The organism is Acinetobacter sp. RIT698, from assembly GCF_009668065.1.
In the GTDB taxonomy this organism is placed as follows: Bacteria; Pseudomonadota; Gammaproteobacteria; order Pseudomonadales; family Moraxellaceae; genus Acinetobacter; species Acinetobacter guillouiae.
Map to the genome: position 1 here is coordinate 48,842 of NZ_WJYH01000018.1, position 21,249 is coordinate 70,090.

General features: G+C 38.8%; 18 protein-coding genes. 7 read left to right on the forward strand and 11 right to left on the reverse strand.

Annotated features, from left to right (window positions below):
- Positions 1 to 7: 7 nt before the first annotated feature.
- The 6 genes from GJV03_RS10050 to GJV03_RS10075 all read right to left on the reverse strand — a co-directional run bounded on the left by GJV03_RS10050 (position 8) and on the right by GJV03_RS10075 (position 6,707).
- The gene (locus tag GJV03_RS10050) at positions 8 to 1,537 is read right to left on the reverse strand and encodes a lipopolysaccharide kinase InaA family protein (RefSeq protein WP_154130014.1); all 1,530 of its coding nucleotides are present in this window, start codon (positions 1,535 to 1,537) and stop codon (positions 8 to 10) included.
- A 43-nt stretch (positions 1,538 to 1,580) separates the two neighbouring features.
- Positions 1,581 to 3,458 carry a PP2C family serine/threonine-protein phosphatase gene (locus GJV03_RS10055; protein ID WP_154130015.1) on the reverse strand — a complete coding sequence of 626 codons (1,878 nt, stop codon included), beginning with the start codon at positions 3,456 to 3,458 and terminating at the stop codon, positions 1,581 to 1,583.
- 142 nt (positions 3,459 to 3,600) lie between these two features.
- Positions 3,601 to 4,653, reverse strand: coding sequence for a TerY-C metal binding domain-containing protein (locus tag GJV03_RS10060; RefSeq protein WP_154130016.1), 1,053 nt, complete (start codon positions 4,651 to 4,653; stop codon positions 3,601 to 3,603).
- Positions 4,654 to 4,756: 103 nt separating this feature from the next.
- Positions 4,757 to 5,392 carry a VWA domain-containing protein gene (locus GJV03_RS10065; RefSeq protein ID WP_154130017.1) on the reverse strand — a complete coding sequence of 212 codons (636 nt, stop codon included), beginning with the start codon at positions 5,390 to 5,392 and terminating at the stop codon, positions 4,757 to 4,759.
- 14 nt (positions 5,393 to 5,406) lie between these two features.
- Positions 5,407 to 6,051: a TerD family protein gene (locus tag GJV03_RS10070; RefSeq protein ID WP_151801410.1), complete on the reverse strand. Its 645-nt coding sequence runs from the start codon at positions 6,049 to 6,051 to the stop codon at positions 5,407 to 5,409.
- Positions 6,052 to 6,068: 17 nt separating this feature from the next.
- Entirely contained in the window at positions 6,069 to 6,707 is a 639-nt protein-coding gene (locus GJV03_RS10075; protein ID WP_154130018.1) for a VWA domain-containing protein, read from the reverse strand.
- Positions 6,708 to 6,983: 276 nt separating this feature from the next.
- On the opposite strand from GJV03_RS10075, the gene yddG reads away from it, so the two are divergent.
- A complete protein-coding gene (gene yddG / locus GJV03_RS10080) occupies positions 6,984 to 7,910 on the forward strand; it encodes an aromatic amino acid DMT transporter YddG (protein ID WP_154130019.1) in 927 nt (308 codons plus the stop codon).
- A 175-nt stretch (positions 7,911 to 8,085) separates the two neighbouring features.
- On the opposite strand, the gene GJV03_RS10085 is transcribed toward yddG, so the two are convergent.
- The 3 genes from GJV03_RS10085 to GJV03_RS10095 are packed head-to-tail and all read right to left on the reverse strand — an operon-like array spanning position 8,086 to position 12,259.
- Positions 8,086 to 9,486: an aminotransferase gene (locus GJV03_RS10085; RefSeq protein WP_105712594.1), complete on the reverse strand. Its 1,401-nt coding sequence runs from the start codon at positions 9,484 to 9,486 to the stop codon at positions 8,086 to 8,088.
- A 28-nt stretch (positions 9,487 to 9,514) separates the two neighbouring features.
- Positions 9,515 to 10,918 carry an APC family permease gene (locus GJV03_RS10090; RefSeq protein WP_154130020.1) on the reverse strand — a complete coding sequence of 468 codons (1,404 nt, stop codon included), beginning with the start codon at positions 10,916 to 10,918 and terminating at the stop codon, positions 9,515 to 9,517.
- 51 nt (positions 10,919 to 10,969) lie between these two features.
- Complete coding sequence (locus GJV03_RS10095; protein ID WP_004720341.1) at positions 10,970 to 12,259, reverse strand: NAD(P)/FAD-dependent oxidoreductase; 1,290 nt, start codon at positions 12,257 to 12,259, stop codon at positions 10,970 to 10,972.
- 391 nt (positions 12,260 to 12,650) lie between these two features.
- Between GJV03_RS10095 and GJV03_RS10100 the strand changes: the two genes are divergently transcribed.
- From GJV03_RS10100 to GJV03_RS10120, 5 genes are all read left to right on the forward strand, one after another.
- On the forward strand, positions 12,651 to 13,064 hold the full coding sequence (locus tag GJV03_RS10100) for a RidA family protein (RefSeq protein WP_004720340.1): 414 nt from the start codon (positions 12,651 to 12,653) through the stop codon (positions 13,062 to 13,064).
- A 24-nt stretch (positions 13,065 to 13,088) separates the two neighbouring features.
- On the forward strand, positions 13,089 to 13,760 hold the full coding sequence (locus GJV03_RS10105) for a DUF1028 domain-containing protein (RefSeq protein ID WP_004720337.1): 672 nt from the start codon (positions 13,089 to 13,091) through the stop codon (positions 13,758 to 13,760).
- 35 nt (positions 13,761 to 13,795) lie between these two features.
- Positions 13,796 to 14,782, forward strand: a complete 987-nt coding sequence (locus GJV03_RS10110; protein WP_004821644.1) for a LysR family transcriptional regulator — start codon at positions 13,796 to 13,798, stop codon at positions 14,780 to 14,782.
- Positions 14,775 to 15,917 (forward strand): acetylornithine deacetylase, encoded by a 1,143-nt coding sequence (gene argE, locus GJV03_RS10115; protein ID WP_004720334.1) that lies wholly within the window; start codon positions 14,775 to 14,777, stop codon positions 15,915 to 15,917. Before GJV03_RS10110 ends, argE begins: the two co-directional genes overlap by 8 nt.
- 156 nt (positions 15,918 to 16,073) lie before the next feature.
- A complete protein-coding gene (locus tag GJV03_RS10120) occupies positions 16,074 to 17,555 on the forward strand; it encodes an aldehyde dehydrogenase (RefSeq protein ID WP_154130021.1) in 1,482 nt (493 codons plus the stop codon).
- Positions 17,556 to 17,619: 64 nt separating this feature from the next.
- Here the strand turns inward: GJV03_RS10120 and GJV03_RS10125 are convergent, their stop codons facing one another.
- The gene (locus GJV03_RS10125) at positions 17,620 to 18,675 is read right to left on the reverse strand and encodes an aromatic ring-hydroxylating dioxygenase subunit alpha (protein WP_154130022.1); all 1,056 of its coding nucleotides are present in this window, start codon (positions 18,673 to 18,675) and stop codon (positions 17,620 to 17,622) included.
- Positions 18,676 to 18,970: 295 nt separating this feature from the next.
- Between GJV03_RS10125 and GJV03_RS10130 the strand changes: the two genes are divergently transcribed.
- Positions 18,971 to 19,903, forward strand: coding sequence for a LysR family transcriptional regulator (locus GJV03_RS10130; RefSeq protein WP_004720328.1), 933 nt, complete (start codon positions 18,971 to 18,973; stop codon positions 19,901 to 19,903).
- 176 nt (positions 19,904 to 20,079) lie between these two features.
- Here GJV03_RS10130 and hpxO read toward each other — a convergent pair whose 3' ends face one another.
- Entirely contained in the window at positions 20,080 to 21,237 is a 1,158-nt protein-coding gene (gene hpxO, locus GJV03_RS10135; protein WP_151957779.1) for an FAD-dependent urate hydroxylase HpxO, read from the reverse strand.
- Positions 21,238 to 21,249 lie beyond the last annotated feature (12 nt).

The window sequence follows — 21,249 nt, forward strand, 5'->3', positions numbered from 1 at the left end:
CATCGCATTATGCTTCAACCATTTGTACCACAGCTAAACGACCGCCATCTTGTTTAGAAAATAAAATTTGAACTCCATCTTTTAACTCAATTTTACCACCAATCGGGATCTGCGTTTTATTGGCAACATCGGTAAGATCAGGCATATCTTCATTGACCAACCACCACACATCATTATGTAAAACAAAATACCCTTTTCGCTTGGTCTGTTCTGCGGTTAAGCGTTCATTCGGTGCAATCATATTATTGGTATGCCATGCGTAAATAGATTGGCCTGTCCACACCATTAAACGATGATTATCGGGTCTAAAATTACCTTGCTGCCGTGCTGAGTATAAATTGAGAATAGGTAATTTACCTTTAAACGGCGTATGGCAAAATGGACACTCAGGTTGAGTGGAGTTATCAAAGACATACCACTTTTGACCACAACGGTGATTATGACAAGGCTGAATCAAATCCACTGTTTTAACCAAAGCTGTTTCCCAATCATTGGCTGAGGGACGCTTGGCAGGATCATGTAACCCCTCGACAAAGCTTTTCATAAATAACTCAGACAAATACGGTCCAGTCACTGTAAATGGTACTTTTGCAGGATCACCCCATGGCTGCTGACTGACTTTAAGTTGAGTCGGTTTTACCTGATTACTATGATCTGTTGGGTGTTCAATAAACAGCGCTTTTTCACCCATTCCCAGCGTTTCATCCTTTTGCGGATCATTCATATCATGAATTTTTCCACCACGTAACGGATGTCGATAGAGCAAATACATATAAATCAATACCGCCAAAGCATGTTTATCTGTCGCAATACTGGGTAAATAACGATCAGGATTGTCTTTGGATAAATGACTAGTGCGTACCACTTCTGGCGCAATAAAATCAGGAGTACCGACAACGTCTGGTGGGTATTTTCCAGGTACTACCAAACCATCAACGTCGATAACGCTGGCACTCCCAGAAACAGGATCGACCAAAATATTTTTATAAGATAAATCTGAATGGGCCAAACCCGCAGCATGCATACGGCGTACTGCGCGGGAAATTAGAATTCCTATTTTAAGGTAATTTAGCCAAGTACCTTTTTCTTTGTCGTCGAGAAATCTGTTTTGGTTGTTTGCACTTGCAAACCATTTCCCTTCTTTTTCTTTGCCTTTGATTTGCAGAAAATCATTATTTTTTGAACCATATTCAAAGAAAAATTGTTTTCTATAGGTTGGGGCGGTAATCCCAAGCAAATTATTATATTCAACTAAACCATCGGGCCAACAGAAAATATTCTTCCAATAATCCCCACCAATCCCATTAAAAATACTTTGCCATTTATTGCCTACAATTTCTTTTAAACGATCTTTTTGCTGCTCAAAGGTGGCTTTAGATTCATAAAACTTATTCTTTTCTTTACTGAAAAAGCACACCACATAACTACGATCAGGTGAAAAATATACATCTTTCATTGCACCTGAACCGATAATTTCATCTACAAATTCTATTTCACGTCCATCAACGGTGGTACATTTAATAATTTTTGCTGACATACTTGCCACCTTACACTATATTCTTCAAATACTTAGATATTATTTATACAGATATTGTTGAATGCTTATTCCATAATACAGCCATGGTACGATCATCATGATGCCCAGCTGTAAAGAAATGCATCCATTCCAACAATGCAGTATCAGCTGCCTCATTCTGTAGCAACGGATCCAGTTCACGGTATAAATTTTGCCATTTATCAAAATTGGATAAGCCAGAATCTGTTTCAAATTTTGGATCTGAAATACCATCTGTCATCAACATAATCGCATGGGTATCTTTAAAGCAGCCTATTTTTAAACGGTTTGGAAATTCTGTTGCAATACTCAGATCTAGAAACTTGGTCTGTCCTGCATATTCACCACCATCTGGAACATTCATCAGACGGACATTGTCCTCGCTATATACTGCGATTGCACCGTCTCCCACTGAGAATGTACTGATAAAGGTTTTGTCAGCTAATTTACATACGACCGCAACCAGCAATGTGGTTGAAAAATCTTTAGTATTTGCCCCAATCTGCTCTGCTTGTAATTTGATTTGGTTAATAATTGACTTATAAATTTCATAATATACATGATGAAACTGCTCATTTAACTTTTTGGCAACTGCAACAGTTTCAGCATCCTGACTGCCCACTTGCCACTTTTCTAAATCAGCAATCAGGCTTTTAACCGTGTGTGGGGTCAAATAGTTTTTAAACTCATTTTCAACAATCTCTACCGCAATTCGAGAGCCTTCTCTGGAGTATTGCGCACTGCCTGCACCATCTGCCACAGTCAAGACCGACCAAGGTGTATTGTCGATTAAAGTAATGGAAAAATCGTCATCTCTAAATAAGCCTGCATGCTCATGTGAACGGCCACGACGACTTGCAGCGATAATTTTATAGTCCACCGCATCAATCAAAGCTTGATCCAAATGTGGCTTGCTAAATTTTTGCCCAGACTCAGGTTCAATGACTTTCCATAAACTGCGTGGGTCTGCAATGACATTCAACCGACACTGGGCGGAGCGTGTTTCTCCATCAGCAATAAACTGAAAAGAAAATTCGATTGAATCTGCTTGTTGTGGTTCACCATGAATACGTTGTGTGGCTTCATCGAAATAAAAACTTGTATCTGGAAATTTAAAGCTTTCAGATTTGAATGTTAATTGATTGACATCATGTTGAGAAATCACTGAAATTTGAGATTGATAGTGTTGTCCAACTCGGGCATTTTCAACCTGAAATTTAATGTCTTCATATTTACTTCGTCTAAACACAGATTCGATCTCTAATCTATTCTTCTCAGTTTCAGAAGATATTATTTCAGGGGTTGAGTTTATATTTTCAGAATCAATTGTCGGCTTGTTTTCTAAATTGGGTTCAATTGTAGGGGCTGATGCTTGCTCGACTTGATCTGCAACAACTTGCTGTTCAACTTGTAGGATCGGTGCCAGTTGCAATGTTGTGTGAAGATCTAAAGTGACATTTTGCGTTTCGGAAATTGCTCCAACTGAGTTGGTGTTTTCAGATGATGTATGGAGTTGATCCACATTGACTAAAGGATCATCACAATTTTGTTGAATATTTTCATCAAGCTTGACTTGGTCATCAACTCTAGCGTGTTGATTGGTTTCTGTTTGCTGATTAAGACCGACTGGCTCTTGAACATTCTTTTGTACAGTAGCTTGGGTTGTATCCGAGCTTATAGTTTCATGCTGAGACTGTGCAGCAGATGCGTTATCCAATAAATCAGCTTCATCGATATTGTTCAAACGCTGTGCAGCTATCTTCACTTTTTCCAATTCATTGATGAGTTTTGAAAGTTGTTTGAGATTTTGCGGATCACTTAATAGAAATTGTGAAAATGTCTCACTGAAATCAGCGGGATTTTGTTCCAAAATCTGCTTTAATTTGCATACATCACTGTCCATTTTACCCTCTACCCATTTTTCTATTCTATTCGCTTGGTCACTCACCAATCACGATGCACTTAAGCGTTAAGCGATATAGATTTTTAATATTGTTCAATGCAGCAATGCTTTAATAATGTATCAACACATCAACCGATAAAGCCTAACCTTGCCCACGGGTTAAATCAAAATCTCCATCACCAGACGAGAAACTGATTTGTCGACGACACCACGGGCAAACCACAGATTCCCGATAGCCGTCATAACACATCAAATTACCGCATCCACATACCGCAAAAGCGGTCTCAGAAAAACAATGTGGACATTCAGGGAAACCATCGAGTTCGGCTGTATTGATCTGCTTATTGGATTCATTATGATCTGACCAAGTAAAATACTCCTCAGATATCGCACTACAGGTATCTAACTTAAAATTATAGATATTGATATTTAAATCAGCTGGACCTTTATATTGTAAGTTACGTATATATTTGATGATATAAGGTTTATTCATCTTTTGGCAGCGACCCACAAATATCGCACAATGATCATCGGCTTTATTTTTTTGCAGGGATAATGCATCTTTTGCCAAGCGCATATAACGCTCATCAATCGGCAACAGGTCATCTTTTTGTTGATGGCTACCAATACTGACACTTTGTGAGACCACAGAGGCTGTGATCCACTTACATAAACCTTTGACATATTCTTGATTGATCTGATCAATTGAAATGGTATTTTCAGTGATCTTACTTAGCACAGAAAAATCAACATCTGCACCTAGACCGATGGCGACGACTGTTGCTTTATGCGCATATTTGGCATTCCAGCGTTGAATTGCCTGATCATATTCATCGGTTGGGCGTCCATCGGTAAATATATAGACCATTGGCTTCCAGTCGCCTTTGACTTCACTGGTGGTTTTCATCACATAACGATCAATTTCCTGCCCCAAATGATCTAAAGCTTTACCCAAATGTGTCCCACCACCCAAGGGCAAATTAAAATGATTAAAGGCAAATAACTCAGTTAAAGGCACCAATGTTCTGACAATCCCTGCATATGCAATCACTGAAACATATACAGTTTCAAGTGCATAAGGATCTTTTCTTAAACTGCTTAAAATAAATTCCACACCCTCTTGAACTGATTCAAGCGGTTGCCCGACCATTGATTCAGAACAATCAAGAACAAAAAATACCGGTAAACGGCGCATAACTTCACCTACATTATTTTTATCATATTATTCAAATAGCTAAATCAAATAGATAAGTGCTCATCTGTTTGATTTAACATTTTTATCATCACGTAATATTCAGTTATAAAACCAGCTGAATTTCGGCGGGTGGTGGTGGTAAAGAAATTGAATCGGATACTCCTGCACTACTGCTACCAGCAACCACACTTGCAGAAACCCACTTAAAGAAGCTGGCAAAACTATTTGAGTCCATGGTGTCTAACACAACCACTTGATCCGTCAGTTGTAGCAAGGATTCAGTTTTCGCTTTTGGCCCCGCAGCACAAGCGACAACCGTGGCAAAGTTAAGCTGTTTAATTGTGGGAACGATTTGCTGATAAGCATAGACATCTGAGGGTGAACCATCTGTCATCAAGAACAATAACGGGCGCCAATCGCCTTTAACATCATTGCTACTTTTCTGTACATTCTGTTGTACTTCCTGTGCCAGTAATTCCAATGCTGCACCCATAAATGTTGCTCCCACATTGGGTACATCTAGATCTGGAATTTGAACTTGATCCAAAGGGGTAAGCGGTAAATAAACTTTTGCTTCAATATCAAAAGTGATCACACTTAAATACACGCTTTCAAGCGCATAAGGATCTTGCCTTAATGCACTGAGCATCGACTGCAAGCCAACATTCACCGAGTGAATTGGCTCACCACGCATAGAGCCAGATGTATCTAATAAAATATATACAGGTAAACGGCGCATTATATTCTCATTTTTTAACTATATTTTTTTAACCATTCCACGAAATTATCCGCGGGTGATGCATTACCGACCGCATTAAATTTCCAACCACTATTTTCTCTGACCAGTTCAGCAAATAATAATGAACGTTGTTGATCATATTGACCGATACCTGATAAATCAAAACGTACCATTTCTTTACCAGTACCATCGACAGCACGAATAAAGGCATTTTTAACCTGACCAAAATGCTGATTATTTTTTGCACCATTATAAATTTGCACAATAAAAACAATCTTGTGATATTCAGCTGCCAAGCTATTTAATTTGACAATAATTTGCTCATCATCCCCGTCACCAGCACCCGTACGGTTATCTCCAGTCAGCCAGATTTGCCCTGAACGATGCTTTAAATTATTAAAAAAGATAACATCACTATTTTCGAGTGTGGCTTGACCTGCGGCATTCCAGCCCAGATCTTTTACTTTTCCACTGGCATCACATAAAAATGCCACCACATCTAGATCGTGTTCTTCGCTCTTTGCACCAGAAAATAATCCGCCTAAAAAGCCTTTCTTTTGCTCAGTGATATCCCAACCGAGTCCAATCGTCACTCGTTCTAAATCATGTTTAGATTTTTCAAGGCTGAGTCCTTGACCTTTCGCCAATGTAATTGCCATGCTATTTTCCTTTATTTTTATAGAACCACATTTACTTCAGGTGGTGGTGGTGGAAGATCATTTAAGCCTGTGACTTCTTTTTGACCTGCATCTACTTTTTGGCTACCAGTAGAAATACTTGCAGAAACCCATTTAAAGAAGGCTTTAATGGTATTTGAATCTGCGGTTGCAAGTTCTACTACAACCTCTGTAATTTGTTTGAGAATACTGCTATCTGCATTATGTCCCGCTGCACAAGCAATAATCATCCCCGTCTTGGCTTGTTTTAGTTTTTCAAAACCTTTGGTCCAATCATCCGTTGGTGCTCCATCTGTCATAATAAAAACTAAGGGTTTCCAGTCACCACGGGTATCAGGTGTGGTTTTTTGCACTTCTTGATCAATTTTATCTGCCAGTAAGCCAAGCGCTTCGCCCAACTGTGTAGTCCCCGTTGCCTGTAATTGAGGCGGTTGAAACATTGCAATTTCAGTTAAAGGAATTAGCTGTTTGGCTTGAGTATCAAAAGTAATAATAGATAAATAGGCTGTTTCAAGCGCATAAGGATCTTGTCTGAGTGAAGAAACCAGTATTTCAACACCATTTTTAACGGCTTCAATCGGTTCACCATGCATCGAACCTGAGGTATCTAATAATAAATATACGGGTAATCTTCTCATTTGTTTATCTCTGTTGAATGTCTCGTTAATTTTTAATCTTTATGCATATGTTTATATAAAAAATTGAACTAAAAACAAAGCTTTTTTATCATTTTTAATACTTAATTTTTTCCTCAAATATCAAATTTTGCTTAAATCCGCTGTTTTTTAATTGAGCTTATCCTGACATATTATTTGTTTTATGCTGGGTGATATTTTAAAAATAATCACAGAATTCTAAGCTATAATTGTTTCATTACTTACCTTAATCTGAATCCTCAGATTTTAAAGCCCAATATGTCAAAGAATCTCGCAACCCTGATTGGTTTAAGTGCCATTTTACAATGGTCTTCCATTGTCGGTTTATTGAAAAAAATTAGTTTTAGTTTGGGCGCTGAGTTGGCTGTGCTGCTGATGTATACACTGAGCACGTGTATTTTATTAATATTTTTTAAAATCCCAAATTTAAAATTAATTTCAAAAAAATATCTGATTTTTTCTACCTTATTGTTTGTTATTTATGAATTATGTTTTTCTTATGCCATTGCACTGGCACAAACCGCCCAACAAGCCATAGAAGTCAGTCTGGTCAATTACCTCTGGCCGGGCTTAACTGTTGCGATGCTGATCCTCTTTAAAGAAATTAAATTTAATGTCTTTGTTATTGTCGGTTTAGCCATCAGCTTAAGTGGGATTATTTTGATTCAAACCGGGCAAGGTGCTTTAACTTGGTCTAATATTTTATCCAATATTCTCGAAAATCCAATCAGTTATATTTTGGCATTTGTTGGGGCAACGCTGTGGTCCTTATATTGTGTCATTACCAAAAAATATAGTGATGGGCATAATCCAATTTCATTTTTCTTTGTGGCGATCAGTATAGTGCTGTGGACTAAATACTTGTGGTCAAATGGATTGAGTTTAAATGTAATTTCAGAAGTTGAACTTACAACAATAGGATTATTAGGCATTGTTTCAGTGGTGATGGCCTTGGGCTATGCTGCTTGGAATATTGGCATTATCAAAGGCAATATTACGATTTTGGTGACTTTATCTTATTTTAGTCCAGTCATCTCAACTTTGATTTCAATGTTTATCTTACAAATCAATCTACCAACAGAGTTTTGGTATGGCGTGATCTTGGTGACTTCAGGCTCTTTGGTGTGTTGGATTTCGACAAATTGGCAACAATTAAAAGACAAACTATTCAGTGTGTTAAATTAAATGCTTGCCGATCAGCAAGCATTTTAAATAAATACCATCCAAGCAATGATTCAACAGCTTAAGCTGCATTTAATCCATATTGAAGGATCAACTCAGTAAATGGCCCCGCTACTTTTGATTCAGTTAAGGGGGGCCATGAATCGCTTAAATTGTTTGCTTAGATTTATCTGCAAGTTTAACCAGACAAATAACCTTCACGTTTAAGATCCGCTGTCGTACTCAGAATCGCTTTACGTAATGTTGTCACGATAAAGTCTACATGTTGTTTATTTAAAATTAAGGGTGGCGACATGATATTCATATGGCCAACTGGACGAATGATTAACCCATCTTTCTGGCAATAATCTGCAATTCGAGAACCTACATTGACTGAACTTGGGAAAAGTTCCTTGGTTTTCTTATTGGCTAAGTTTTCAATACACATCATAAATTTCTTACCACGAACCTCCCCGACAATGTCTAAGTCAACCAATGTGTGTAATTGATCTTCAAAATATTGACCTACATCATTGACATGTTGCAGTAAATTTTCACGCTCGATAATTTCAATATTTTTTAGTGCCGCTGCACAAGAAACAGGATGACCTGAATAGGTAAATCCATGGGTAAATAACGCACCATCCGCCTGAGGCTTACCAATCACTTTTGCGATATCATCAGATATAATCGTTGCACCTAAGGGTAAGTAACCTGAAGATAAGCCTTTGGCACAAGTAATAATATCTGGAACGATATCAAACTCTGATTCTGAAGCAAAAAAGTGCCCTAAGCGCCCAAACGCAGTCACAACTTCATCGGACACATATAAAACCCCATATTTATGACATACTTCAAGGACTTTTTTATGATATCCCGGTGGAGGTACGATAACACCACCAGCACCCATGATCGGTTCTGCAAAAAATGCAGCGACATTTTCTGGGCCCAGTTCCAAAATTTTATTTTCTAACTCTTGTACCTTTTCATTGCAGAACGCTTCTAAGCTTTGACCTTCCGCTCTACGATATGGATTTGGACATGAAATCTGGTGGACCAATTCGCGATCAATATCAAAACCGATATGGTCAAACTCAACACCAGTTAATGACATACTGATATAGGTACTGCCATGGTAACCATCTTTGCGCGAGATTAATTTTTTCTTGCTTGGTTGACCAAGTTGATTGAAATAAAAGTGAATGAGTCGTACCGCAGTATCATTGGCAACTGAACCTCCGCAACCAAACAGTACATGATTCAAATTTCCAGGCGCTAATTCAGCCAGTTTTGCAGATAATTTTGCAGCGGGGATCGAAGTATGGTGACCAAATGCAGAATAATAAGGAATTTGCATAATTTGTTCTGAAATAGCATCAGCAATTTCTTGCCGCCCATAACCGACATTGACGCACCATAAACCACCAATACCATCCAAATATTTATTACCTTCAGCATCAAAAACATAACACCCTTCACCGTGTGCAAGAATCATGGCGCCTTCATCTTTAAAGGTTGCAAAGTCAGTCCATGGATGAATATGGTGATCTTTATCTTTTTTCCAAACTTCTGTAATTTCTGTTGTTGATAACTGCTTCATAAGATAACTCCTTGTTAAAATTCTGCTTTTATTTGGTCAAACTTTCGATGGATTCTGGTTGAAAGAGTTGTCTTTTCATCACCAATTTGATCCAAAGAATACTGATGATTGTGGTAAAACCAATCACGATTCCGACCCAGGTAAATATTTTGACTCTCAAATCTGGGGTAGGTACAGCATAGAAAATCGTAAGTACCATCCCGATAATGCCAATGATTTGCAGGAATGGATAAAATGGTGCTTTATAAGGTCTTGCCATCTGTGGGTAGCGTTTACGCAATACAATCACGTTGATATGTGCAATCACATAAGCGATCAACCAAGAGATACATGCTGCTGTTAACAGAACTTTAATCACATCGGTTTCACTCTGTGAAAACAACATCGGTATCATGATGATGACGGCAACAAATACAACGCCCACCCAAGGCACATTATTTTTCTGATTGACTCGGGCAAAAATTGATAACACTTGTTTATTGCTCGCCATGCCCTGCAACATACGTGGTAAGGCAGCTAAAGTCGCATTTAAGGTACTTAAGGTGGCAAATAGAGCACCAATCGCAATAAAGAGTAAGCCTGTGGGGCCAAATACCGCCGTAGCATATTCAATATGTGGGGTCAAAGAATTAACCAAGTGCTCTTGGGGTAAGAAATACAGTGCACCAACGCCATATAAAGAAATGGTGATAAAAATCGTAGTTAAACCGATATACATCGATCTTGGGATATTTTTACTGGGATTTTTGGATTCTTCGATCATCGGAACAACAAACTCGACGCCAACAAATCCCCAAAAAGCCAACGCAACCAGTGCCACGGTATTTGTATCAAAAGTAATTGTATAATCAACCACTTGTGTATGTGGGTAAACCCAACCGCTGATTGCAAATATACCGAGCAAAAGCAATAAAGCCACCATGACAAAAGCCACGGTATTTTGAACTTTGGAGAAGATATCAATTTTCAGCAGATTTAAACCGACTGAAATAAATAAAATCAGAAAACCTATACCAAAATAGGGAACATCCAGCTTAAATATTTTTTTGATCACATCATCGATTAAAATCAGTTCTGCTGAAACAGCAAACATTGCCACCAAAATATAACCACAAAATACCGAAAGCATCGCGGGTAAATGCCCTGTTGCGACTAGACTATAATCACTGATACTGCCACTTTTAGGGATTAATAATGCCAACTCTGCAAAAGAGGTCGCATAGCTCAGTGCTAAAAAGAATCCGATAATCAGCGGAATAAAAAAACTTATTCCGCTTAAGCCAAATCCTTGCAAAATAATCACCATCACACCTTGTGATAGCACTAAACCTACTGCAATGGCGATCAAGTTAAACAAAGTTAACTTTTTTGCATTCACCTGTTTTGCCTGATCGATTAAACGACTTCCTTGCTTATTGTTTTTTCCTGTCATGTGCTCCTCCCTCCTAGAGTGGGCATTAAACCTTGAAATTTAAAACTTATTTCATGCAGTTTTTTCTTCTTTATTGATTAAATTTCTTTGAGTTTTATCTTGATACTTTAAATACTGACGTTGAATATCAATGTGGCCTGCCACGCGTTTTGCATCATGCCAAACGCCCCAAATAAAGCTTGAACCACGCCCAGATAAATAAGGTAGACCAATAAAATAAATACCGGGTTCTGTTGAGACACCAAGCTTATGGTTGGGCCGCCCATTTGCATCAAAAGCATTGACTTCTAACCAACTATGATCAAAACCAAAGCCAGAGGCCCAAATAATTGAAGTGATCCCTGCTTGGGCTAAATTAAGCTCTAAAATAGGCTGTTGAATGCATTCAGCATCATCTAAAATAATCCGAGCTTCTGGCTCCTCAGGTAAATCTATACCGGTACGCTGAACATAGGCATCCGCAGCATCTAAAAACTCAAAATATGCTTTATCACCGTCGGCTAATGACTGTTGCAAATCATTTTGAAAACGAACCCGCTCAGCTTCAAATTGCATCGTCATGCCCAGTAAAGTGATGCCTTGTTGTGCGAGACGTCTAAAATCAATGGAATGCCCACCATGTGCACCGCTCACAGCCAAACCTTTCAACGGTCCTGTATCGGTTTTAACACTATCCCATCCACCCAACACCCCGAGCCACCAAACATTATCGCGTTGACGATAAACACGTGGTGGACGTTCATGCGCTCCCACAGACAAATAGACTTTTTTACCAGCACGATTTAACTCATCTGCGATTTGAATTCCAGAAGAACCAGCACCCACTACTAAAACAGCACCCTCAGGGATTTGTTGTGGATTTTTATATTGGTCTGAATGGATTTGGTATAAACCCGTTTGCTGAGGCGCAATCGAAGGAATAATGGCTTTTTGAAAAGGCCCTGTTGCTACAACGACACGTTGTGCTATTAAAGTGCCTTTAGAGGTTTCAACAACAAAACCCGCAGCTTGCGCATTTGCTTGGACCTTTTTAACTTCAACATTGCTATAAATCGGTGCATTAAAGCGCTTGGCATATTTTTCAAAGTATTCAGCAACTTGGTCATGATGTACAAAACTATCTGGATCAAGATCAAATTCCATATTGGGAAAGCGATCGTGCCAACAAGGTCCATTCGCTACCAAAGAATCCCAACGGCGTGTACGCCAAGCTTCTGCAATACGGTTTTTTTCTAGTACTACATGTGGAATTTTAAGCTCTGTCAGGTGCTCACTCATCGCGACTCCAGCTTGACCAGCACCAACCACAACGGTATCTATTTCTAATTTATCTAAACTCATCTTTTTTCCCTTGTCAGATCGAGGAACGTCCTTGCAACAACAACTCTTTTGCTGAATAGACATTTACCAACTACAGCCAATCACATGTGTTTGCTGCAGATTTCTTGTTCAAAAAATGAAATATCAAAGCTGCACAAAACATGATTTAAGAAAAATATAGGGAGCCCAGCAGCAAAGCGAAAATAGAATATCCAAAACAAGTGCATCAAAAAATCTGAAGCTATACACTAAGCACATGAAATAAATAAAAAATATATGCCACGCTATCATTCTTTTTTAAGTTTTTTTATTACTACGGAAAAAGTAAATTACTAGAAAGGAAAACACAAATTGTGAGCGCCCACGAAGTAAGCATACTAGAGGAACATCATAATTAACTGAGGATTGAGCTGTGAAACATACCCGCATTCGAACATTTAATACCAAGAAAACTTATCCAGAGCAGAATTTAGACAATGATCTATGCCAAGCTGTGGTTGCACGTGGGCGAACCGTTTTTCTTCGTGGTCAAATTGGACAAAATCTGGATACATCGCAAAGTGTTGCGATAGGTGATGTCAAGGGTCAGACCGAACAGGCGATGTATAACATTGACATGCTACTCAAAGAAGCTGGGGGAGAATTGGCAGATATATGTAAAATTACCATATATATCGTTGATCCACGCTTCCGTGAAGATGTCTATGGTGTTGTCGGTAAATGGCTTAAAGGGGTTTACCCGGTCTCAACGGGTATTGTTGTTTCCGCTTTGGCACGTCCAGAATGGCTTGTCGAAGTTGATGCAATTGCCGTTATTCCAGACTAAAAACCATCAAGATGTGAGGGAAATATGACATTTTCAATTATTGCGAGATGCAGTGAAACAGGACAATTCGGTGCAGCGATTAGTTCATCCTCTCCAGCCGTTGCATCAAGATGTATACGTGCCAAAGCTGGGATTGGTGTTGCAGCAAGCCAGAATATAACCGATCCTCAATTGGCCAGCATTTTACTTGAAATGACCAAATATAATATATCGCCTAAAAATGCGATTACAGAATTAACTAAAAATACCGATTTTATTGAATACCGCCAATTAACTTTACTTGACGCGGTGAATGAGCCTTTTGCCTTTAGTGGAGAAAATAGCTTAGGAATTTATACACAACATATAGGGAAACATGCCGTATGTGCGGGTAATTTACTTGCAAATGAGAATGTTACTCATGTTATGCTCAAACACTTCGAACAAAGTAAAGGCACATTTGCTGAGCGTTTACTTTATGCATTAGACGCAGGAAAACAGGCTGGTGGAGAAGCAGGAGCAGTACATTCTGCTGGTCTTTTGGTTGTTGACAAATTGGAATGGCCGATTGTTGACTTACGCGTGGACTGGTCAGATCACCCCATTTCCGACCTTATCGCACTATGGCAGATATATGAACCGCAAATTGATGATTATGTTTTAAGAGCTTTAAACCCGATCAATGCTCGCAGCTATGGTGTTCCAGGAAATGAATAAATTTTTCGAGGGTATACAATGGAGGTGTATCCAAAGTGTTAAATCGAATTTCTTTAAGACAAATGGAATACTTTGTTGCAACAGCTGAATGTGGCAGTATCATTATTGCTTCGGAGAAGATACATGTATCCTCTCCGTCTATTTCTGCCGCAATCGCACATATTGAATCAGAATTACAAACCCAATTATTTATTCGCCAACATGCGAAAGGCTTAATCCTCAACACTGTTGGTAAAAGTGTGATGTTGGAATGTAAGAAGATCTTAAACCAAGCTTCAAGTTTATATTCCCTTGCGGCAGAATTTTCTGGTTCCATACGTGGGCCGTTAAAAGTAGGCTGCTTCCCTGCTTTTACCCCGATGATCTATGCCGATATCATCAATGGATTTTCCAACTTATATAAGCAAGTTTCTTTAGACCTTTACGAAGATGATCAACAAGCACTTCTAAATGCGCTTATACGTAATGATATTGATCTAGCTTTAACTTACGATCTCAATATTGATGAAAATATTATTCATTTTGAAGCTTTAACGAAATTGCCGCCTCATGTATTGGTCAGTGAGGAGCACCCTTTAGCAATATTGCCTGTTGTAAGCTTAGAAGAACTTTCACAGTACCCGATGATTCTTTTAGACATGCCCTTTAGCAATGAATATTTCTTATCATTATTTAGAGCTCAAAATCTTACGCCCAATGTTGTGCGTTCTTCAAAAAATATCGATGTCGTTCGTTCAATGGTTGCCAATAATATTGGCTACACGATTTTGAATGTTCGCCCGAAAAACACCTATAGCCTTGATGGTAAACGTCTGGTCCGTATTCGTATTGCGCATGAACATCGCCCGATGTATATCGGCATTGCGACACCGAAAAATGTACCCAAAAATATTGTTGTCGAAGCGTTCATTAGTCGTTGTAAAAGCTTTATCTCCGATCATTTTATTTCGGGTATGAGTTCGCCGCATTTCTACGATCCCTATATAAAAGCCCAAACACAAAAGGATTCCTCAGATGTCTAATCTGTCGAGTATTCAACTACTTAAAAAACTTGTTGCATTTGATACAACGTCCTACAAAAGTAATTTAGAACTGATCATGTTCGTCAAAAACTTACTTGAACCTGCGGGAATCAGTATCACTTTAAATTTTAATCCAGAGCAGACCAAAGCCAACTTATTGGCAAGTATTGGTCCTAAAGACCAAGCTGGAATATTGCTGTCTGGACATACCGATGTGGTTCCAGTTGAAGGACAAGCGTGGAGTAGCGAACCTTTCCAAGCCCTAATCAAAGACGATAAAATTTTTGGTCGTGGTACTGCTGATATGAAAGGTTTTATCGCCTGCGCGATACATGCCATGTTAAAGGCAGCACAAATGCCAGAATTGGCTAAACCACTGCACCTTTGCCTTTCCTATGATGAGGAAATTGGCTGTATTGGTGTACGCGGAATTCTTGGCCTACTCTCTGAATTAATTATTCAACCAGAGCTTTGTGTGATTGGTGAACCTACCAGTATGAATATTGCCACAGGCCATAAAGGCAAAGCAGTATTTAAAGCAATTTGTCGTGGACAAGAAGGTCACTCCGCTTTAGCCCCGTTATATGTCAATGCGATTTATTGTGCTCAAAATGTTGTTGAGGCCATTACCACGACACAAAAACAGATTGCAGAAGGTCCAATTGTGGATATGGACTACGATGTGCCTTATACCACTGTACATGTTGGGAAAATACAAGGCGGTAAAGCTTTAAATATCGTTCCCAATGAATGTGTTCTAGATTATGAGATTCGTAATGTTGCAGAACAGAATACGGAGTCAGTTCAAGCGAAAATTTTTGAATATATCGAGCAAAGCCCTTTTGCAAAATTTGTCAGTTTTCAGGAAATTAATCAATACCCCGGACTAAATACCTCAACCACTATTCAAGCGGTCAAATTTTTACAAAACCTCCTTGATCCAGCAACTGCATTACAGAAGATTTCATTTGGTACGGAGGGTGGATTATTTCATCAACAATTAAATTCTGCAGTACTCGTTTGTGGCCCTGGTTCTATTCAAGTTGCGCATAAACCAGACGAATATATTGAAATCTCACAGATGCAACAATGTGATGCATTTTTTGAACGCCTGCTCAATCATATTAAGCGTTAAGACGTGACTGTGGATTTAAAAAGTTAGTTAAAAAAAATAAGTAACGCTTTTAATTTGTTTTTTCTAAACCCAAGGCTTGTATAAAACAAATTCACAAAATTGGCGAAAAATAATACGGTTAAACCTACTATATCGCTAAAATTTTAAGGAAGATGAATGAAACTAAAACAGGATTGGCTAGAACAACGCGCGCAGATAACACTGCCAAGTTGTGCCTTTATCGCTGGACAATTTGTAAATACCACGCAGACCTATAAAGTATCAAATCCAGCCACAGCTGAGTTTTTAGTCGATATGTCAGCATGTGATGCCAATGAAGTTGAACAAGCTGTTCAACATGCGAGAAAGACCTTTAACAGTGGTGTCTGGTCTCGGCTAGCGCCGCGTGAACGTAAGCAAATACTCAAAAAACTTGCTGAACTTATTCGTGAAAATGCTGAAGAGCTTGCCTTACTCGAAACCCTCAATGTAGGTAAACCGATTCAGGATTCACTGCATGTTGATATTCCAGGTGCAGCATCTTGTTTTGAATGGTATGCAGAAAGTATTGATAAAATTTATGATGAAATTGCCCCCACAAGTGTAGACCAACTGGCGATGGTCTGTCGTGAACCTATAGGCGTTGTGGCAGCTGTGGTCCCGTGGAACTTTCCGCTTGATTTGGCAAGTTGGAAACTTGCACCTGCCTTAGCAACTGGAAATTGTGTTGTATTAAAACCTGCAGAGCAATCGCCCTTTACTGCATTAAAACTTGCTGAACTCGCAAAACAAGCTGGTATTCCAGATGGTGTATTGCAAGTGCTTACTGGCTTAGGACATATCACAGGTCAAGCACTTGGACGCCATCCAGATGTCGATTGTTTAGTCTTTACTGGATCGACCGAAACTGCAAAAAAGTTTTTGGCTTATTCTGCTGAATCAAATATGAAACCTGTTTGGCCAGAAACAGGTGGGAAAAGTGCCAATATAATTTTTGCTGATGCTGATTTAGATAAAGCGGTCGATAAAGCGATTTTTGGTGCTTTTTATAATCAAGGTGAAGTGTGTTCGGCAAATTCACGGATTTTATTAGAAAAAAGCATTTCACAACAATTTATAGATAAATTTATCGCCAAAGCCAAAACACTTAAGATTGGAGATCCTCTAGATCCCAATACCACGATGGGCTGTTTAATTGATCATCAACATGCGGATAATGTCAGAGCTGCTATTGATCAAGCCAAGGCTCAAGGTGCGCAGTCTCATATTATTCCGTTAAATTTAGATGCTGCTTTAGATCCAGCAACCTATGTAGCACCAACCATTCTAATCGGTGTCAATCCTGATTTTAAAATCTTCCATGACGAAGTTTTTGGCCCTGTAGTTTCAATCACAACTTTTGAAACCCAAGATGAAGCGATTGAACTTGCAAATCACTCCATTTATGGATTAGCTGCCTCAATTTGGACCAAAGATATTCAGAAAGCAATTCTTCTGTCTAAACAGCTTTTAGTCGGCACAGTCTCTATTAATACAGTAGATGCTTTAGATGTCAGTACTCCATTTGGAGGATATAAACAGTCTGGTTATGGGCGTGATTTATCTTTACATGCGATTGATAAATTTACACAGTTAAAAACCACATGGATTCAATTGTAAATCCGAAGGCGCACTCAATCAGTCAAAAAGAAAGATTGAATGCTTCTGATGCTATAAAGAAAATTTACACAATATAGCGTTTGCTTAACCCCCATTCTGCCAATATTCGACGGTAAGTTGTAGATGAACGATCTGCTTCAAAATGTGCTTCCATTGTAATATCTAATGGAAGCTCTTCTGGTTTTTGACTCTCTACCATGTCCTGATCCTCTGCAAAAATTTGTGCATTAAAATCGTAAACTGCCTGCAAATCGCCTGTGGTATCAAAATTACGGGTCAGCGGTACGAATAATCGAGTTTTGTTATGTGATACAGGACAACAGGCATTTAAAATTTTCAATATACCCTCGCGTGGAAATTCAACCTTTAACACCGCTGAAAATGGTGGGTAAACATCAAAAATTCGTTTCCATAAAAAACCCTCTGGTGCTAGATGCTGTAAGCCATGCGGGTAGTTGCTCACATTACTGACATATTCAGTATGTAAACCATAGTCTGTACGCTCAGTAATGTATTTGGGTACGACAGGATTTTCAGCATCAGCAAAAGACTGCTGATGTACCCAAGCAAAATGTGCGACATCAATAAAGCCTTCCAATTGCCGCCCGCTTGAACCCGCAATGTCAACAAATGGCGGCAGTATGGGCTGATGCTCAGGATCATCCCAAGTGTCCAATATTGGAAAGTTTGCATGGCTTGCATCACGACTAAATAAACTTGTCCAAACCAAACCATATTTTAACACTACAGGAAATTTGGTGAGACTAAAGCGCTCTGAAATATTTGTCAGGTCTGGCTGCGCTGGAATTTTTGTACATTGACCTGCTGTGTTGTAATGCAAGCCATGGTAGGGACAAACGATCTCTTCACCTTGCACCCAACCTTTGCTGAGTGGTACACCACGGTGCGGGCAAATATCGCGCACCAACTGAATCGCACCACTTGCCGTTTGATAAAGTGCCATTTTCACATCGAGGAGTTGTACTTGTTGTGGGGCTGTAGTGACATCTTGCACACGTGCGACAGGATACCAATGCTGAGCAAGTATTTCCCAGTCTTTAGGTTCAAAACCACTACATTGTGGTTGACTAAACAAGTTGAGAACTGGAATTGCATTCATACGAAACTCACAGAATATATATTTAATGTCATGATCTTATGCTGTGATTTCAGCATGTTGCTCAGCTAAAATCATGGCTGAGTTTTAAATTACGAATTTTGTCTAATTCTGTCTATTAGAATGTTTTGCTTATCTCGTTCTAAAAAATAGAACACCTATCTGAAAATTATTTTTAGAAAAACTCATCATTGGCATAAAAATCGCTTAATGATCTGTGATTTTAGCGAGTTTTAAATTTCCTTGATTTTCATTGCTTAGGAATAAGTCCGTGAAATGTAAATAATGGACAGCCCATATGCCTGTGAATACAACTTTTTCACGATTTTCAGATTATTTTATTGCCGTTGCCAAGACAGGCAGCTTAAGAAAAGCAGCAGATCAACTTTATATTTCAGTATCAGCGGTACATCGTCAAATCGCACTTGCTGAGGAAGAGTTTGGCATTGATCTGTTTGAACGTTTACCCAGTGGTTTAAAACTGACACTTGCTGGAGAGTTACTCTATGCGGATTTGATTAAGTGGCAAAAAGAATTTCAATTAACCCGTAATCGGTTTGATGAAATCCAAGGACTTTCTCGGGGAACAATTGATTGCGGATTGATTTCTGCACTCAGTGATGGCTTCGTTTTAGATTCAATTCAATATATGTATGACAACTACCCTTGGATCAATTTTAATTTTCATATCCAAGACAGTGAAACTGTGTCAAATATGATTATGGACGCTGAAATTGATTTTGGAATTTTATTAAACCCGAAAGGCCATCATCAATTAGAGGTTTTATCTTTTGTCGAAATCCCAATCGGTTTTGTTTTACCTAAAGATCACCCTTTAACAAAAAATGAGAAAGTTTATTTGTCAGATAGTGTCAACGATAAACACTTGATTCCTGGTGCTCCTTTAATTATTCATGATTATGTGCAGACCTTGTATAAACACCATAAATTTAGCCCACAGCAGCACTTAGATTGTAATGACATTCGAATGATTATGTCATTAATTCAAAAGAATTTAGGTATTGGTTTATTGTCATTTATTGATGCATATCCATATTTAGAACGTGACGAGCTGGTTTTTAAGCCGATTCGAGAAAAGGGTTTATATCCGTTAACACTGGCTTTATGTGTTGCGCCAAAACGACAACTTTCACGCGTATCGCAAATTATGATTAAGCATCTTATTGAACAAATCGAAGCATTTAAGCTCAAGCTGATCCCTTATCAATAATCAGCTTTAGCTATGTGTTGTAATACATGAACAATAGCCCTTAAGCAACAAAGCAATGACGTGTGGCTGAGTGATGACTAGCAATAACTCCCTAAACATATATGAATCAAAAGCGTTAGATTTCCAATGCTGAATTTAGATTCAGTAATTTAAATTCAGCATCGACCTAGCAACATTTAATCTAAAGGATTACCAATAATATTACTGATAATGCCACGCATAATATGTGGGCCTTGTTCTTGACGTAAGTCTTGATACCACGCTTCGGTCACAGCCTCATCTTTCATATGGGTCACATCACAGCGCTTACGTGCACGTAATACCAGCTCATTGGCACGCTCATTACGTTTATTTTGATAACGTTTTAAGGCATCCTCTAAGCCTAATGTATTGATTTGCAAAGCGCGTGCTAAGTAAATTGCATCTTCCATGGCTTGGCAACCGCCCTGACCAATATCAGGCGTAGTACTGTGAGCTGCATCCCCCATAATCACCACTCGCCCTTTATAAAACTGGGTAAAAGGTTCAATATCATGAATTTCTACTCGATTGGTTTTTTGCTCATCAATCGCTTCAATTAAGTTTTGAACGGGCTGGCACCAGTCCTTAAAATATTGTTTAAAGAGTGTTTTATATTGGGCCTTACTGTTTTCTAAACCTACAGGTAATGGCACATCAAAGAAGAAGTAAAAACGTTGGTCTGCCACTGGCATAAGCGAAACACGTTTTCCCTCTCCAACAAAGGTTGTCCATTGATCGGCTTGGGCAAACTTATCTGAAATTTCGACTAAGCCATTCCAATTGACATAACCTGCATAACGACGTTCAACCTGTTCACCCAGTACATATTGGCGGGTCAGTGAATGTGTTCCATCAGCACCAATTAACAATGCTGTGGTGACTTCACTGCCATCTGCAAACTGAACTTTTATGTGTTGATCTACTTGTTCTAGTGCAACCATTTTTTTCCCAAGATGAATATCGTCACGGCCAAATTCATCCATCAACATGTTTTGTAAATCTGCGCGGGAAACTGGATAAGGCCGTTGCCCAACCTCTTCAATCAAAGGCATTAAACTAAACTGGGTCATGTGCTCACCAGTTAAGCCATCGATATAGGCTAAATGATCCATTTGACCACCAAGTTTGGCAACTTGATCCGTTAAGCCTAAATAATTTAAACACTTAACACCATTTGACCATAAAGAAATAGCAGCACCTACAGCTAGAATTTGTTCAGTTTGTTCATAGATGGTGACCGAATGTCCGAATTTTTTTAGTGCAATACCTGCGGTTAATCCCCCCATACCGGCACCGATAATAGTAATCTCCATCTATTTCTCCTC

Bases quoted from the DNA above. Each gene is read 5' to 3' on its own strand.
- GJV03_RS10120 (WP_154130021.1), top strand. From the start codon at position 16,074: ATGAAACTAAAACAGGATTGGCTAGAACAACGCGCGCAGATAACACTG.
- GJV03_RS10125 (WP_154130022.1), bottom strand. From the start codon at position 18,675: ATGAATGCAATTCCAGTTCTCAACTTGTTTAGTCAACCACAATGTAGT.
- GJV03_RS10065 (WP_154130017.1), bottom strand. From the start codon at position 5,392: ATGCGCCGTTTACCTGTATATATTTTATTAGATACATCTGGCTCTATG.
- GJV03_RS10075 (WP_154130018.1), bottom strand. From the start codon at position 6,707: ATGAGAAGATTACCCGTATATTTATTATTAGATACCTCAGGTTCGATG.
- GJV03_RS10060 (WP_154130016.1), bottom strand. From the start codon at position 4,653: ATGCGCCGTTTACCGGTATTTTTTGTTCTTGATTGTTCTGAATCAATG.
- GJV03_RS10095 (WP_004720341.1), bottom strand. From the start codon at position 12,259: ATGAGTTTAGATAAATTAGAAATAGATACCGTTGTGGTTGGTGCTGGT.
- argE (WP_004720334.1), top strand. From the start codon at position 14,775: ATGTCTAATCTGTCGAGTATTCAACTACTTAAAAAACTTGTTGCATTT.
- GJV03_RS10105 (WP_004720337.1), top strand. From the start codon at position 13,089: ATGACATTTTCAATTATTGCGAGATGCAGTGAAACAGGACAATTCGGT.
- yddG (WP_154130019.1), top strand. From the start codon at position 6,984: ATGTCAAAGAATCTCGCAACCCTGATTGGTTTAAGTGCCATTTTACAA.
- GJV03_RS10130 (WP_004720328.1), top strand. From the start codon at position 18,971: ATGCCTGTGAATACAACTTTTTCACGATTTTCAGATTATTTTATTGCC.
- hpxO (WP_151957779.1), bottom strand. From the start codon at position 21,237: ATGGAGATTACTATTATCGGTGCCGGTATGGGGGGATTAACCGCAGGT.
- GJV03_RS10050 (WP_154130014.1), bottom strand. From the start codon at position 1,537: ATGTCAGCAAAAATTATTAAATGTACCACCGTTGATGGACGTGAAATA.
- GJV03_RS10090 (WP_154130020.1), bottom strand. From the start codon at position 10,918: ATGACAGGAAAAAACAATAAGCAAGGAAGTCGTTTAATCGATCAGGCA.
- GJV03_RS10070 (WP_151801410.1), bottom strand. From the start codon at position 6,051: ATGGCAATTACATTGGCGAAAGGTCAAGGACTCAGCCTTGAAAAATCT.
- GJV03_RS10055 (WP_154130015.1), bottom strand. From the start codon at position 3,458: ATGGACAGTGATGTATGCAAATTAAAGCAGATTTTGGAACAAAATCCC.
- GJV03_RS10085 (WP_105712594.1), bottom strand. From the start codon at position 9,486: ATGAAGCAGTTATCAACAACAGAAATTACAGAAGTTTGGAAAAAAGAT.